This is a genomic window from Kitasatospora cystarginea, assembly GCF_039533515.1.
Lineage (GTDB): Bacteria > Actinomycetota > Actinomycetes > Streptomycetales > Streptomycetaceae > Kitasatospora > Kitasatospora cystarginea.
Genome location: NZ_BAAATR010000042.1, coordinates 20,871 through 34,515, shown reverse-complemented (window position 1 = coordinate 34,515; position 13,645 = coordinate 20,871). Strand labels below are relative to the sequence as shown.

13 protein-coding genes and 1 pseudogene are annotated in these 13,645 nt (G+C 70.9%); 7 read left to right on the top strand and 7 right to left on the bottom strand.

What is annotated here, in order from left to right:
• Nucleotides 1-7 precede the first annotated feature (7 nt).
• Genes ABD369_RS32805 through ABD369_RS32795 form a run of 3 tightly spaced genes read right to left on the bottom strand, consistent with a single transcriptional unit; the run spans nt 8 to nt 3,044 of the window.
• A complete protein-coding gene (locus tag ABD369_RS32805) occupies nt 8-1,327 on the bottom strand; it encodes an MFS transporter (protein ID WP_344640257.1) in 1,320 nt (439 codons plus the stop codon).
• Nucleotides 1,312-2,832, bottom strand: coding sequence for a condensation domain-containing protein (locus ABD369_RS32800; protein WP_344640256.1), 1,521 nt, complete (start codon nt 2,830-2,832; stop codon nt 1,312-1,314). Before ABD369_RS32800 ends, ABD369_RS32805 begins: the two co-directional genes overlap by 16 nt.
• Nucleotides 2,829-3,044 (bottom strand): MbtH family protein, encoded by a 216-nt coding sequence (locus tag ABD369_RS32795; protein WP_344640255.1) that lies wholly within the window; start codon nt 3,042-3,044, stop codon nt 2,829-2,831. Before ABD369_RS32795 ends, ABD369_RS32800 begins: the two co-directional genes overlap by 4 nt.
• Before the next feature lie 350 nt (nt 3,045-3,394).
• On the opposite strand from ABD369_RS32795, the gene ABD369_RS32790 reads away from it, so the two are divergent.
• The gene (locus tag ABD369_RS32790; protein WP_344640254.1) at nt 3,395-3,559 is read left to right on the top strand and encodes a hypothetical protein; all 165 of its coding nucleotides are present in this window, start codon (nt 3,395-3,397) and stop codon (nt 3,557-3,559) included.
• A 293-nt stretch (nt 3,560-3,852) separates the two neighbouring features.
• Here ABD369_RS32790 and ABD369_RS32785 read toward each other — a convergent pair.
• Together ABD369_RS32785 and ABD369_RS32780 are read right to left on the bottom strand one after the other, a co-directional pair.
• A pseudogene (locus ABD369_RS32785) lies at nt 3,853-3,975 on the bottom strand (integrase); the annotation flags it as partial.
• 282 nt (nt 3,976-4,257) lie between these two features.
• On the bottom strand, nt 4,258-4,836 hold the full coding sequence (locus ABD369_RS32780; protein WP_344640253.1) for a TetR/AcrR family transcriptional regulator: 579 nt from the start codon (nt 4,834-4,836) through the stop codon (nt 4,258-4,260).
• Nucleotides 4,837-4,922: 86 nt separating this feature from the next.
• Here ABD369_RS32780 and ABD369_RS32775 point away from each other — a divergent pair, with 86 nt between their 5' ends.
• The 6 genes from ABD369_RS32775 to ABD369_RS32750 all read left to right on the top strand — a co-directional run bounded on the left by ABD369_RS32775 (nt 4,923) and on the right by ABD369_RS32750 (nt 9,950).
• A complete protein-coding gene (locus ABD369_RS32775; RefSeq protein ID WP_344640252.1) occupies nt 4,923-5,804 on the top strand; it encodes an SDR family oxidoreductase in 882 nt (293 codons plus the stop codon).
• Between the two features lie 318 nt (nt 5,805-6,122).
• Complete coding sequence (locus ABD369_RS32770) at nt 6,123-6,335, top strand: hypothetical protein (RefSeq protein ID WP_344640251.1); 213 nt, start codon at nt 6,123-6,125, stop codon at nt 6,333-6,335.
• A gap of 84 nt (nt 6,336-6,419) precedes the next feature.
• Nucleotides 6,420-6,812: a GntR family transcriptional regulator gene (locus ABD369_RS32765; protein ID WP_344640250.1), complete on the top strand. Its 393-nt coding sequence runs from the start codon at nt 6,420-6,422 to the stop codon at nt 6,810-6,812.
• On the top strand, nt 6,809-7,708 hold the full coding sequence (locus tag ABD369_RS32760) for an ABC transporter ATP-binding protein (protein WP_344640249.1): 900 nt from the start codon (nt 6,809-6,811) through the stop codon (nt 7,706-7,708). Before ABD369_RS32765 ends, ABD369_RS32760 begins: the two co-directional genes overlap by 4 nt.
• The gene (locus ABD369_RS32755) at nt 7,708-8,406 is read left to right on the top strand and encodes a hypothetical protein (RefSeq protein WP_344640248.1); all 699 of its coding nucleotides are present in this window, start codon (nt 7,708-7,710) and stop codon (nt 8,404-8,406) included. Before ABD369_RS32760 ends, ABD369_RS32755 begins: the two co-directional genes overlap by 1 nt.
• The gene (locus ABD369_RS32750) at nt 8,403-9,950 is read left to right on the top strand and encodes an ArnT family glycosyltransferase (RefSeq protein ID WP_344640247.1); all 1,548 of its coding nucleotides are present in this window, start codon (nt 8,403-8,405) and stop codon (nt 9,948-9,950) included. Before ABD369_RS32755 ends, ABD369_RS32750 begins: the two co-directional genes overlap by 4 nt.
• A 1,468-nt stretch (nt 9,951-11,418) precedes the next feature.
• Here ABD369_RS32750 and ABD369_RS32745 read toward each other — a convergent pair.
• The gene (locus tag ABD369_RS32745) at nt 11,419-11,697 is read right to left on the bottom strand and encodes a hypothetical protein (protein ID WP_344640246.1); all 279 of its coding nucleotides are present in this window, start codon (nt 11,695-11,697) and stop codon (nt 11,419-11,421) included.
• A 145-nt stretch (nt 11,698-11,842) separates the two neighbouring features.
• Nucleotides 11,843-13,582 (bottom strand): DUF6895 family protein, encoded by a 1,740-nt coding sequence (locus tag ABD369_RS32740; protein ID WP_344640245.1) that lies wholly within the window; start codon nt 13,580-13,582, stop codon nt 11,843-11,845.
• Between the last annotated feature and the right edge of the window lie 63 nt (nt 13,583-13,645).

The window sequence follows — 13,645 nt, the reverse complement described above, 5'->3', positions numbered from 1 at the left end:
ATGGTCCTCACAGGTTGAGGGGGAGGGACGGCTCGGGGGCCTTCGGCTCGGCCGCGGCCTGTGCGGCCTCGTCCAGCCGGCGCACGCGGCGAGCCGGGGAGAGGAAGAGGATCAGGGACGGCACGAGCAGGCCGATCGCCGACACCAGGACGGCCTGTCGGAGGCCCAGGGCCGTGCCGAGCGCGCCTCCGAGCAGCGAGCCGATCGAGAGGGCGCCCCAGGCGAAGGTGCGCACCGTGGCGTTGACCCGCCCCAGCAGGTGGTCGGGGGTCACCGCCTGCCGGTAGCTGATGACCGTCACGTCGAAGACAGGGATGCCGAAGAGGGCGATGAAGCTTGCGACCGCCGCGGTCGCGACCGCCCAGAAGGAGCTCCCGTGCACGCCCGCGAGGACGAGGTAGCCCAGCGCCGGGAAGACCAGGGACAGGACCAGCGTCGGGCCGACACCCCAGCGGAGGGTCAACCGGTCGGCGACCAGCGCACCGCACAGGGCACCGGCGCTGCCGACGGCCGTGATCACGCCGATCGCGGCCGCTCCGACCTCGGCCTCCCTGATGAGGAAGAGGAAGTACACCGCCATCACGGCACTGAAGGAGAGGCTCGTAAAGACGGCTGCCACGGTGCACCAGCGCAGTACGGCGTGCTGCTTGATGACGCTGAAGCCCTCACGCACCGACGTCCACACCGAGGGCGCCTTCCGGTCGGTGTCCTCGGCGGTGCGGGGAGCCGCGTCCGCGGGCAGCTTGGCGAGGGCCAGGGCGGAGACGGCGTAGCTCACGGCGTCCAGGACGATCACCACCGGCGCGCTCAGCGCGCTGATCAGCACACCCGCGGTGCCGGGTCCGGCGACCTCCGCGACCGACTCCGAGACCTGGAGCTTGCTGTTCGCCTCCATCAGCCGTTCGCGGCCGACCAGGCCGGGGACGTAGGACGGATAGGCGATCTCGAAGAAGACGGTCATCGTGCCGACGACGAAGACGACCAGGAACAACTGCCCCATGGTCAGCATGTCCAGCAGATAGGCGACCGGGATCCAGGTCAGCGCGGCGAACCGGACGGCGTTGGTCCAGACGAGGATCGGCCGTCGGGCCCGGCGGTCCACGAATACGCCGACGAAGAGCCCGAACAGGAGGAAGGGAAGCTTCTCGAGCGCCCCCATCAGGCCGGATTCCATGGGCGTCGCGTTCAGGACCAGCACCGCGGTCAGGGGAAGCGCCACATAGGTGATCTGCGTCCCGAGGAACGACACGGACTGGCTGGACCACAGCAGGAAGAAACCTCGGTGCCGGAACAGGGAGCCCGGCTCGGCGGTCACGGACACGGACACGGGGGAACCTCCAGATCGGAAGCGGGGGGTGCGATCTCGGAAAGCCGCCGGTCCGGATCCGCCGCGGCGGTCGTGAGCCAAGCGCTGAACTCCTCAACCAGGCCGCGCACCGTCACCTCGTCGAAGAGCGAGCTGTCGTACTCGACGCGGAGTTCGAGCCGGTCCGCCGCCGGGAGGAGATGGAAGGTGAGGTCGAACTTCGTCGCCTCGACGACGTCGGGCGTCTCCTCGACCTCGAGGCCGGCCATCTCCAGCGGCGCGTCGGGCACGTTCTGCAGGGCCAGCCAGGCCTGGAACAAGGCCTTGCGGCCGTCGGTCCGCCTGCCCACGTGTTCGATGACCTGCTGGAACGGCACGTCCTGGTTCTCGTAGGCATGGAGCGTTCGCTCCCGTACGCAGGAGAGCAGCCCGGCGACGGTGGGGTCGCCGGACAGGTCCGTCCGCATCGCGAGCGTGTTGATGAAGCATCCGATCAACGGATCGACCGCGGGATCGGGTCGGCCCGCCACCGGTGTGCCGACCACCACGTCCTGGCGGCCCGCGCGGCGGCCGAGGACCGCCGAGTACGCCGCGAGCAGCACCATGAACAGGGTGGTCCCGGTGCTCCGGGTCAGCTGGACGGCCGGCTCTGCCGGGATCGCGGCGGTGAAGCAGCGGCCCGGGACCAGGGGCCGGTGCTCCGGCGGCCTGGGTCGGTCGGTGGGTAACCCCAGGTCCCGCGGCGCGCCGTCGAGCGTTTCCTGCCAGTACGCCAGCTGCCGGGCGAACCGCTCGGCCTGGGCGCGCTGCCAGTGTGCGTGGTCGCGGTACTGGACGGTGAGTTCGGGAAGCGTGGGCCGCTCGCCGCGGGCGTGCGCGGTGTACGCGGTCGTCAGCTCCTGCAGCAGGATGTTGGTCGCCCAGGCGTCCGTGGCGATGTGGTGCAGCGTGATGTGCAGGTAGTGCTCGTCATCGGAGAGCCGCAGCAGCAGGGGACGGATCGGCGCGTCCAGCTCCAGGTCAAACGGCGCGGTGGTGGCACGGTCGAGCAGTTCCCACGGGTGGCCCGCCACGTCCCGGAGCGGCAGCTCGACGGGCTCGGGGTCGCCGACCACGGCGGTCGGTTCGCCTTCGGGGCCGATCGGATAGCGGGTGCGCAGGATGCTGTGCCGGGCGGTCAGGGTCCGCAGTGCCTCCGTGAGGGCGGGCACGGACAGCTCTCCCTTGAGGTGTAGGGTGACCGGCACGTGATATGCGGACGACTGTTCCTCGAAGGTGTACGCGATCCAGAAGCGCTCTTCGGGGAAGCTGAGCGGCCCGCGCCGCTGAGCGGCGGAGAGCGCGGGGGAAGTCGCCCCGGCCGTGGGCGCCGCGGCGGCGCCGGAGCCTGCTCCGCGGCCTGCCAGGCGCTTCGCCAGAAGCGCGCGCTTCGCCGGCGACACGGAGTCCAGGCGCGTCTGCGCGGCGGTCCTTCGTCCGGCCGCGTCCGGGAGGGAGGGACCGGCCTGCCCGGCAGCGGTGGTCAACAGTCCGCCGCCATCTGCGTCACGAGACTGAGCGGCCGCATGTCCGTCCAGTGCCCGTTGACGTAGTCGAGGCACGAAGACCGGTCCGACGGCCCGTGCACGAGGGCCCATCCGGCGGGTACGACGGAGAACTCCGGCCAGAGCGCATGGTGACCGTCATCGTTCGTCACCACGACGAACCGACCCTGGGGATCGTCGAGCGGATTCAGCATCAAGCCTCACTCCTCGGGGTTACCGGGACGCCAGAACGGCGGTCCTTCCAGAAATGCGTGCACTGCGCACGCATCCCTGTCACCGTAGCAGCAATGCGTGCGATGCGCACGCTTTTCGGAAGAGAGAGACCGCGCCCGCCCGACCGAAGCCGGCCAGGGTCGGTCGGCGTGCAGCCGCCGAGGCACTGAAGGAGGCGGTCGCCGCCGGCCGGGCCACCAGAATCTGATGTGGCACCAGGGCCTGGCCGGAGCCGGGAGAACAGGGCAGTGACCAGCTCCCAGCCGCGGCCGCACTCCCTGATCCCCACCCGCCCACCCGGCCACCACCCCGGACGAGCGCCGCCGCCCGGATGCTCCACCTGCGCACCGCCACCATCCCGGCGCCGGTGCCGACCGCGGCCGCCGAACTGATCGCCGCCCACCTGGACGACCCCGACCCGGTCACCCGCGAAGCCGCCACCGACGTCCACACCCGCCTGACCACCGCCCCGGAGGACGCCGCACCCGGCCGGTGATCACCCGTCTCACCGAAATTTGACCGACGCTGGCGATCTCCGAGGTCAAACGTCGTTGGTTGCGGCTCTTGCAGGGGTGGTGATTCGAGGACGCGCGGCGCTCACGAGCCACGCCGCACCCACTGCGGTCATGTTTCTTCATGCCCGGCTCGTGGGGCGGCCTGCCTGGACACTCCACCGTCGCACACCCGAGCGCGCCGACCGGCTACGTGCTCCGGCTGGCTCGCAAGCGGCGCCACACCCCGCTCCGTGCGGGACCGCTGGAGCCGACCGCGCCCCGCCGGACGCCTGTCCGTGGCGCCCAGGATCCGGATACGGCGGCTGGTGTGCTCGATGACCGCGAGCACGTGCAGCCGGGCTCCGGACAGGGTGACCGTTTCGAAGAAGTCGCACGCGAGGAGTGCGTCCGCTTGCGACGGGTACCAGGGGGGTCTCGGCACCACCAACGACCTGCGCGCCTCCATAGTCACGGTGCGGTCGCGGGGCGTTCCTGTACACGGCCTTCGTGGGCCCCGTAGCGCCCGGGTGCCGGTCGATGAAACGCGTCACGGCTCCTTGCAGAGGCGTTCCGGACTCGGCTGCGGCCTCCTTGGACGCCTGGATATGGCGGCCCACTGCCAAGATCAGGCCAGCGAGCTCGAAGAGCTGCGAGGTCTGCTTCTCGTCCACCGCACCAGCGCTGGACGATGCTCGTCCGGTCAGCCCAGCGATGCGCTCGCCGCACGCAGTTCGTCGAGGGCCGCCAGGGTGTACCCGGCGAGCTCGTCCTCGGCGCCACGGTCGTCCTCGGCCCATTCGGCGTACCCCCGTTTGAAAGCGAGGACGCCCAGCTCGCCCGCGAGAGCCGCAGTCGGATCGGGTACGCCGCGGGCGACCAGGGCGGTTGTCATCGCGGCCGCGAGACTGACGGTCTTGAGGGCGTCACGCTCTTGAAGCTCGGCGCTGGCGGCGACGGCCGCCTTCAGGCGGGGGGCGAGCTCGCGACTCCTGGGGCCCATCGCGGTCGAGGCGCGCTCGAGACCGGCAGCGACTGCCTCAAGCGGGCTGGCGTTACCGGGCGCGTCGGCGATCCCCTCGGTCAGCAGCCGGCTCAGCGTCTCCTGCCCGGCGACCAGCAGCTCGCGCTTGTCGGGGAAGTGCCGGAAGAAGGTGCTCTTGGTGACCCCGGCACGCTCGGCGATCTGCGCGACCGTCGTGGCGTCATACCCCTGCTCCGTGAACAGGTCGACCGCAGCCACGACGAGGCGTTCACGCGCACCTGGTTCCCATCGACCCATGGGTTCAGCATATGCGATGGGACTCTTGTCCCGTCACCCTGCTAGGGTGATGGGACAAGAGTCCCATCACTTCTGGGAGGGTTTCCATGCGCATCTTTGTCACCGGCGGCACCGGTCTGATCGGTTCCGCCGTCGTCGCCGAACTCCTCGGCAACGGCCACACCGTCCTCGCGCTCGCCCGCTCCGACGCCTCCGCACAGGCCGCCGAGGCAGCCGGCGCCGAGCCGCTGCGGGGAGGCCTCGCCGATCTGGACGTCCTGCGCTCCGGCGCCGCCCAGGCCGACGGGGTGATCCACCTGGCCTTCGGCAACGACTTCAGCAGCCCCGAAGCCCTCGCCCAGAACGTCGCCGAGGAGACCGCCGCCCTCACCACCCTCGGCGAGGAGCTCGTCGGCAGCGACCGCCCCTTGGTCACCGTCTCGGGTACGCCCTGGGTGCCGGGCCGTGCCTCCACCGAGGCCGACCCGGTGCCGACCGACGGGCCGGTCGGCGGCCGCAGTCGCACGGTCACGGCGGTCCTGGGCCTGGCCTCCCGCGGGGTCCGGAGCACGTCCGTACGCATGCCGCGCACGGTTCACAACGAGGGCGCGGGCGGGTTCGCCGGTCTGCTGACCAACATCGCACGCCAGAGCAGGATCTCCGGCTACCCCGGTGACGGCACACAGCGCTGGCCCGCCGTCCACGCGCTCGACGCGGCCGTTCTCTTCCGGCTCGCCCTGGAGCAGGCGGAGGCCGGTACCGTCTGGCACGCCGTGGCCGACGAGGGGGACAAGGTACGGGACATCGCGGCCGTCATCGGCCGACGGCTGGGCCTGCCGGTCGAGTCGGTGCCGGAGGAGACCTACGGCCCGCTCGGCCCGATCTTCAAGGCCGACCAGCCCTCGTCCAGCACCCGCACCCGGCAGGCGCTCGGCTGGGAGCCGAAGCACCCCAGCCTTCTGGAGGACCTGGAGAACATCCAGCCCTGATCGGCGACCGACGATCGGGGCGGACCCGCTGGCGGCGCTCACGTTGACAGCAGAAAACCCTCACCTACGTCACTCGCGACCGACCGTCTCGCCGCAGCGGCATCTCGTACCCGCACATCCCGCGGTCAACGCCCTTCCGCTGCTCCGGCTGCCGCACGCTGCCTGTCGTCAAACGTTCGAATGACGACAGATACGACGGGCGTCCAATGAACCCGGAGTTTTCGGGGCGCGCATCCAATCGGATCCGATGGCGGATGACGACAGGGTTTGGTGACAGCTACGGCCGGATGCGATGCGACCACCGACACGGGGAGCGGCATGGCCAATCTGGTCTACAAAAAGCTTCTGACCACGGGTCAGGGGTCGGTTCCGGGCCGCCTTGTAGCTGGTGATCACCGCCGGGTCGGCATCGGGAGCGCCATCGTCGAGTCCGGCGAAGCCCAGGTCGGCGATGGTACCGAGACCGTCCCATGTCCGGGCGGTGCTCGGCGTATGCGGCCGCCGCGCCGCGAATGGCGAGACGTGAAGTGACTGTTCGTCATCATCATCCGTACGATCACGCTACCATGTTGGTTCATGAGTAAGGTAGGTAACCAGTAGAGCAATGGAGGCATGATGTCACTGTCTGATGGCGACGGCCCGATCTTTGCCCAGATTGCCGCCGAGCTGGCGAACCAGATCGCCGACGGAACGGTGGGTGAGGGAGAGCGGGTCGCATCCACTAACGAGATCGCGGCGTTCTACCGGGTCAACCCGGCCACGGCGGCGCGCAGCCTCACCGTGCTCGCGGAGCAGGGCCTGGTGGAGAAGCGGCGGGGCGTCGGCATGTTCGTCGCGAAAGGCGCGCGGGAGCGGCTGGTGCACGAGCGGCGACGCCGCTTCGCCGACCGCTACCTGCGGCCGCTGGTGGTCGAGGCGGCACGGCTCGGGATCGGTCTTGACGAACTGCTCGGGCTGGTGCGCGAGGAACTGACCTCGACCGAGGTGACGACGGGGGTGAAGGCGTGACCCCGGCGATATCGGTGGCCGGCCTCAAGCGCCGCTACCGCGACCACCAGGCGCTGACCGATGTCACCTTCGAGATCGACACACCGTCCATCACCGGACTGCTGGGCCGCAACGGTGCCGGGAAGAGCACGCTGCTGCGCATCCTGGCAGGTCAGGAGTTCGCCACCGCCGGCCGCGTGCGCGTGTTCGGGGCCGAGCCGCTGGAGAACGACGCGGTCCTGCGCCGGCTGATCCTCATACGGGAGGACCAGACCTACCCCGATCTGCGGGTTCGGCACGCGGTCACAGCGGCGTCGCTGATGTACCCGAACTGGGACGCCGACCTGGCCGGCACGCTGCTGGACGCCTACGAGCTGCCGCCGGCCCGGCCGATCAAGAAGCTGTCGCGCGGCATGCGGACCGCCCTCGGCATCACCATCGGGCTGGCCGCCCGCGCCGAATTCACCCTGTTCGACGAGCCGTACGCGGGCCTGGACGGGGTCGCCCGCACGCTCTTCTACGACCAGCTGCTCGCCGACTACACCGCCCACCCGCGGTGCATCGTGCTCTCGACCCACCTCATCGACGAGGCCGCCGACCTCCTGGACCGGGTCCTGGTCCTCGACCACGGCCGGCTCGTCCTCGACGCGCCCGCCGACGACCTGCGCGGCACCGCCACGACCGTCACCGGCCAGGCCGGCAGCGTGGAGCGGCTCGTCGCCGGCCGCACGACGCTCAACCGGCGCACGATGGGCGCGCAGACCACGGCGGTGATGGTCGGCCGGCTCGACGACCGCGACCGCGAACTCGCCGACCACCTGTGTCTTCGCCTGGATCAGGTCACCCTCCAGCAGCTCGCGGCCTATGCGGCCGAGCACCACGACCGAGCCGAGCTCATGGCAACGAGGACACCCTGATGCGTTCCACCCCGATTGTCACCGTCGTCCGCTACCTGCTCCTCGACCGCGTCACCTACCTCGTACTGCCCTGGGCATGGGCGGCCTTCGGCTTCGTCCTCGACGTGGTGATCCTGCGGCTCATCCCGGCCGGTCACAGTGACCACCGCTGGGTCGGCGGCCTGGTCGCGGTCCCGCTCGTCATGCTCGTCGTGGGCGCGCAGTCGGTTGCCCGCGCGCTGCCGTTCGCCCTCACCCTCGGGGTGAGCCGACGCACCTACTTCCTCGGCGCCACCGCACTGGCCCTCGCCCTGTCCGTGGGCTTCGGACTCGTCGTCGTGATCGGCCAGATCCTCGAACGCGCGACCGGCGGATGGGGCATCAACATGGCCTACTTCCGCGTCCCCCACCTCCTCGACGGCCCCTGGTACCTGTCGTGGCTCACGGCGACGACAATGTTCGTCCTCATGTTCGTCTACGGGATGTGGTACGGCCTGGTCTACCGCCGCGCCGGACTGCCCGGCACCACGGCGTTCGGCGCGGCACAACTCGGCGCGCTGGCCCTCGCTACGCTCGTCGCGACGTGGGCACACGGCTGGACGGGCATCGGCCACTACCTCGGCACCGTCACCGCCACCGGCCTCACCGGCGTCCTCGCCGTCGCCGTCGCTGTCCTGCTCGCCGGCGGCTTCGCCACGATCCGACGGATGACCATATGAGCGCGGCAGAGATGGTGGACGTGGGGCGCGCGGCGCAGGACGGGCAGGACGGCGAGCGGATAGCACCGCTGGCCCGGCGGGTGTTCGCCGTCGCGGGGGTGGTATTCGCCGTGCTGATGGCGCTGTCCCAGCGTTACGGATTCCACCGTGACGAGCTGTACTTCCTCGACTGCGCCCGGCACCTCCAGGCGAGTTACGTGGACCAGCCGGTGCTCGCGCCGCTGATGGCCCGGGTCTCGCTGTCGCTCTTCGGGGTTTCGGCGGTGGGCCTGCGGCTGTGGCCGGCGCTGGCCGCCGCGGGCACAGTGGTCGTGGGCGCCCTGACCGCGCGGGAGTTCGGCGGCGCGCGGCGGGCGCAGCTGCTCGCGGCGATCGCGACGGGCACCATGCCCGTGCTGCTTGGCAGTGCGCACGTTGCCAACACGACGTCTTACGAACTGCTGGCGTGGGCGGCGATCGCGTTCGTGGTCGTGCGGATCGGCCGCACCGGCGACACCCGGTGGTGGCTCGCCGCAGGGGTGCTGGTCGGCCTCGGCGCGGAGTTCAACCACCTTGCGGCGATCTTCGCAGCCGTCCTGCTGGCTGCGGTGCTGCTCGGCCCTGCCCGCCGGACCGTGTCCGACCGCCGACTGCTCGCGGGTGCGGTGATCGCCTCGCTGCTCGTGCTGCCCGACCTGTGGTGGCAGGCGCACCACGGCTGGGCCATGTTCGAGATGACGCGGGCGCTGAACGGCGAGCACGGCGGCCCGGGCAACATCCTCACCTGGCTCATGGGGCAGCTCGGCATGTCCTGCCTGGCGATGACCCTGCTGTGGATGGCGGGCCTGCGGTTCCTGTGGCGGTCCGGTCAGCCGCTGTGGCGTGCTCTGGTGATCGCGTACGCGGCGTTGTTCGTCCTGTTCGCCGTGACGACCGGAGCGCAGGTGTACTACCTGGCCGGGCTGTACGTGTGCCTGCTGGCGGCCGGCGCGGTCGACCTCGACAGGTGGCTGTACGCCCGACCGGAGCGGTTGTGCGGCCTGGTGATCGCAACCGCCGTCTCGGCCGCGCTGTCCGCCGTGGTCGTGCTGCCGGTGCTGCCGGCCTCCGGCGTGGCCTGGACGTACGGCACCAGCCCGATCTCGGGGGAGACCCAGGGCTGGCCCCAACTGGTCGGCACCGTGCGGCAGGTGTGGACCGGGCTGCCCGCCGAGCAGCGCGCGAACGCGGTGATCTTCGCAGCGGACTACAGCGAGGCCGGCGCCATCAACGAACTGGGCCGCACCGCCGGGCTGCCCACCGCAGTGAGCTCCCAGAACACCGACTGGTGGTGGGGCCCCGGCAACCCGAACGCCACCACCGTGATGGCCATTGCCCCCGGCCCCGACTACGCCCCCGGGTATGAAGCCCACCTGCGCCAGTACTTCCGGAACGTCCGCGTAGCTGCCACCCTCACCAACCCCGACGGCGTGCACAACATCGAATCGGGCGGTCACGTCTATATCTGCACCGACCCCGTCCGCCCCTGGGGCACGACCTGGCCCGAACTGCGCAACTACGCGTGATGCCCACCGGGCCGCGCCGGTGTCGCGGCACGCGAGACGCTGGCGCGGCCGGGCCCCGTCCTGTACCGGCGCAGGTCCATGCGTTCTCCACGGTGGATCGAGCGGCCTGAGGCCCGCGCGGTCACGAGGTCGGAACCAGCCATGATTTCCAGGCGGCTCATGCACCTCTCGTAAATGAGCAGTTGCGAGAGATGCCCCTTCCCCCTGGCACAGCGATCCCCTGCCGACGTGCTGACACTCTCAACCCGCCAGCTTGACAGGGAACCTCTACGACCCCGCCACCATCCGCCCCATCCCGCAGCCCTCGGACGCCGCCGCATCGGCAGGCCTCACCGCGACAGGGGCCCGGTTCGAGGGCGCGCCATGACCACCGCCCCCCGCCAAACCCACCCTCGCCGAACTCCTCGAACAGACCTCACCGGCAACCCGCGCCCGCCAGGCCGCCGCCACCGTCGCCGTCCACCCACCCCTCGCGCCGCTGCTTCCCCATGGCGGGCTGGCTCGCGGCACCGTCTGCGAATCCGCTGATCTGTCGCTGCTCCTGGCGCTCGCGGTGGGGCCGGCGGATGCGACGCCCGCGACCTGGTCCGCGGCCGGACCTCGGGCTGGCGGCGGCGATCGGCCACGGCATCCCGATGCACCGCCTCCTGCTGGTCGACGAGCCCGGCGAGCACCTGGCCGAGGTCGTCTCAGCTCTCGCTGCTCCTGGTTCGGCCGCCGGACCGGACGGAGCCGCGCACAGCAGCCCGCCTGGCCGCCCACCTGCGCCGTACCGGCTCGGTCCTCTTCTTCCTACGGGCCCTGGCCGGGCGGTGAAGCAGCTGCGCCTGGAGGTCACCGCCGCCGCCTGGTCCAGGCTCGGCGATGGGCATGGGCAGCTGCTTCACCGCCGGGTGACAGTGCAATCGAGCGGGCGGGGGAGTGCGGCCCGTCTGTGGACCGCTGAGCTGTTGCTGCCAGACGACCAGGGTCAGGTGAGTGTGCCGGCGGCGGAGCCCGGGGCGGTGCCGGTTGTCGACGGTGTTGCGGTGTGATGCCGACAGTTGCTGGGGGCCTTGTCATCTGGTCCCTGGGCAGCTGTGGCCGGCCCCCGCCCAGGACTACGACGGGACATTCGGCGACGTGGCCGCGTTCATCGGCGAGCGGAACGACACTGCCCGCGCCCGGCCAGGCCGCCTCGCGTGCGGCCGTCACCGGTGCCCCATCCGGTGCTGGGAACCGGCAGCCGACCCGTCCGCGCTGACCGAAGGTGTCCAGTCGGACCGGCGGGTCCGCGTTCGCGCGGGGCCGGGCCAGTCCGGATGGCTTCACCGCCTTGCCGCGCGCCGGCGTCCTCGGCCCGTCCGAGGCCACGACGCCGCACAGCTGCCGGACGCCCTCGCGGAGAGCGTCCGGCAGCGCTGACGGCGTGGCCCGGGGTGCGGCTGCGGCCCGCAAGGGGTGCCGCAGCCGCGAGCGGTCACAGGTGTCAGGCGCCCGTGCCGTTCCACTCCGTCGGCCGGACCGCGGCGCCCGTGCCGTTCCACTCCGTCGGCCGGACCGCGGCGCCCGTGCCGTTCCACTCCGTCGGCGAGCCCACCGATCCCGTGTTGTTCCACACTGACGGCGCCGGTGCCGCGCCGCTCTGCGCGAAGGTGGTCCCGGCCGCCACCGTGCCTGCGGCGCCGGCCAGCAGGGCCGCTAGGCCCAGCCTGGCCGCCGTCGGGCGCAGCCGTCCGGCGCGGCCCGGCGCTCCGGGCTTCGTCACTCGTGCGATCTTCATCTCGATCCCCCCGCTTCCGTGGTCACGCGATTGGCGTGAGCACGGCCGATCATCGGCCGTGCGAACGGGATTGTTCCAGTCGATGATCACGACCAACAGCGATTTACGACATCGGTTCCACAGCGAGCTATCAAAGGTCGTACAGGCATGACAGGGCGACGACGCACCCCTGGGTCCAGATGCGTAGCGCCGTTGCTCGTTCCCGGTGGCCGTCGCACGCCGGGTAGCCGAAGGCGCCTGTGGGGTGCTGCTGGCCGAGCAGGAAGTCGACCCCGTCGCGGGTGATCCGGTGGTCGGCCCAGCCGAGCAGACCCAGTCCTTGGAGGAGCGCGGCGACTTCTTCGAGCCGGTAACTCCGGCAGGCGGCCGGTACCGCGGCTGCGAACCGCTCTGCGACGAGGTGCCAGGTGGAGAGGTCGTTGCCGAGGCGATGCGGTTCGCCATCGGCATACTGCGCAAGGGCTGCGGCGGTGACTGCAGGCGCGCGGTTCCCAGCCAGCAGGCTCGTGGGGTTCGTGGAAGCGAGAAGAAGAGCCGCATGCTCCGGGGTGAGTCGGCCAAGGTCCCGCAGCCGGCTGACTCCCCCGGCCGCGGTCGCAGGAATGACGGTGAGTTCGGTGAGCGCTGTTGCCGTTTCCGTCAGGAACCGGTCGAGGGAGTCGCAGGTCAGCCCGGCGGCCGAAAGGCCTCGCGCGCACTCGGCGACGGAGTCGACGCCCTGCCGGCCCCAAGCCACCGGCTGGTCGAGGATGTTCCTGGCATGTTGCGCCAGACTGCTGAGAGCCCGGGCGGCGAGTTGTGGTTCCCCCACCGAGCGTGCGCCTCGCGCGGCAGCGCCCGCTGCCGGGACTGCGTCGTCGAAGGGCACCTCGAGAGCGGCCTCGGCCAGCCAGGCGGTGGCACGCCGGATCGCGTGCCCAAGTCCTCCCTTGCCGATGGACCGGGCCGGCGAGGGGCTCGCCTGCCGGAGGACGGCCGGGTCGCGGGCGAGGTGCCCGGCCAGCGCCGCGACGATCGTGGTGTGATAGCCGGTGGCCCAGTCGCGGTATTCCGCGTCGCCGTTCTGGAGTTCCGGCGGAAGGACCCCGTCCGGCCCGGCGACCCGCCCGCTGGGCTCCTGCACGTCGGCGAGAAACGCCCAGGCCCGTGCCACCTCGGGCGAGTCGTGGATCCTCAGGCACAGCAGGCAGCAGAGCAGCTCGGCGACGAGGTCGGCGTTCTCCTTGCGGCGACACAGGAGGCTGAGCGACTCCAGCATTTCCACGGCCCGGGACAGATCGAATCCAGTGGGCCACCGCGGAACACGCCGACCGAAATCGGTGGCGTAGAACACGGTGTGCGTGATCGCGTAGATATCGCCGTCGCTCAGCTTCAGCACGGATGGATCCGCACAGAACAGGGAGAAGGGCAGTACAGCGCCGACCGCTGGCATCCCGTGATCGATTCCGGACAACTCCAGTGTGTGCAGCAGGTCCAGCTGCCGAAATGGAACGCGCTCGAAGCAGGCCGCATAACGCCCGGCGACCGCTTGCTCGATGAGGCGCTCGAATTCACTGTCGCGCTGCCCGCACAGCCGCCGTGACGCGTAAGTGCCCGCGTACAGGAGCAGGGCCCGCTCGTCGCGTGCGACGAGCTCACGATACGAGGCGCGGGACGTCACCTCGGTGACCTGGTCGAGCAGCGTCCGATAGTCGGCGTCGTCGCCGAAGGACCCGGACTCTGCCCGGGCACGGAGTCCGACCAGCAACGCGACCTCGACAAGCGCCTTGCGGACGAACAGCACGCGCCCCTTCTCGGCTGCGTCGGGGTCGAAGCGGGAGCGGTGCGCGGCCAGCCAGGAGACCGCTGCGCGTTCCACCGTGCGCCACATGTCCGTCACAGTCGCCCCCTGATCCGATGTCACAGACCCCTTGACTATGTTTCTGGGGTGGGA

What these genes read in the sequence shown, in the direction of transcription:
- ABD369_RS32795 (WP_344640255.1), bottom strand. Translation starts at nt 3,044, where the DNA reads ATGCTGAATCCGCTCGACGATCCCCAGGGTCGGTTCGTCGTGGTGACG.
- ABD369_RS32790 (WP_344640254.1), top strand. Translation starts at nt 3,395, where the DNA reads ATGCTCCACCTGCGCACCGCCACCATCCCGGCGCCGGTGCCGACCGCG.
- ABD369_RS32780 (WP_344640253.1), bottom strand. Translation starts at nt 4,836, where the DNA reads ATGGGTCGATGGGAACCAGGTGCGCGTGAACGCCTCGTCGTGGCTGCG.
- ABD369_RS32775 (WP_344640252.1), top strand. Translation starts at nt 4,923, where the DNA reads ATGCGCATCTTTGTCACCGGCGGCACCGGTCTGATCGGTTCCGCCGTC.
- ABD369_RS32770 (WP_344640251.1), top strand. Translation starts at nt 6,123, where the DNA reads ATGGCCAATCTGGTCTACAAAAAGCTTCTGACCACGGGTCAGGGGTCG.
- ABD369_RS32765 (WP_344640250.1), top strand. Translation starts at nt 6,420, where the DNA reads ATGTCACTGTCTGATGGCGACGGCCCGATCTTTGCCCAGATTGCCGCC.
- ABD369_RS32755 (WP_344640248.1), top strand. Translation starts at nt 7,708, where the DNA reads ATGCGTTCCACCCCGATTGTCACCGTCGTCCGCTACCTGCTCCTCGAC.
- ABD369_RS32750 (WP_344640247.1), top strand. Translation starts at nt 8,403, where the DNA reads ATGAGCGCGGCAGAGATGGTGGACGTGGGGCGCGCGGCGCAGGACGGG.
- ABD369_RS32740 (WP_344640245.1), bottom strand. Translation starts at nt 13,582, where the DNA reads ATGTGGCGCACGGTGGAACGCGCAGCGGTCTCCTGGCTGGCCGCGCAC.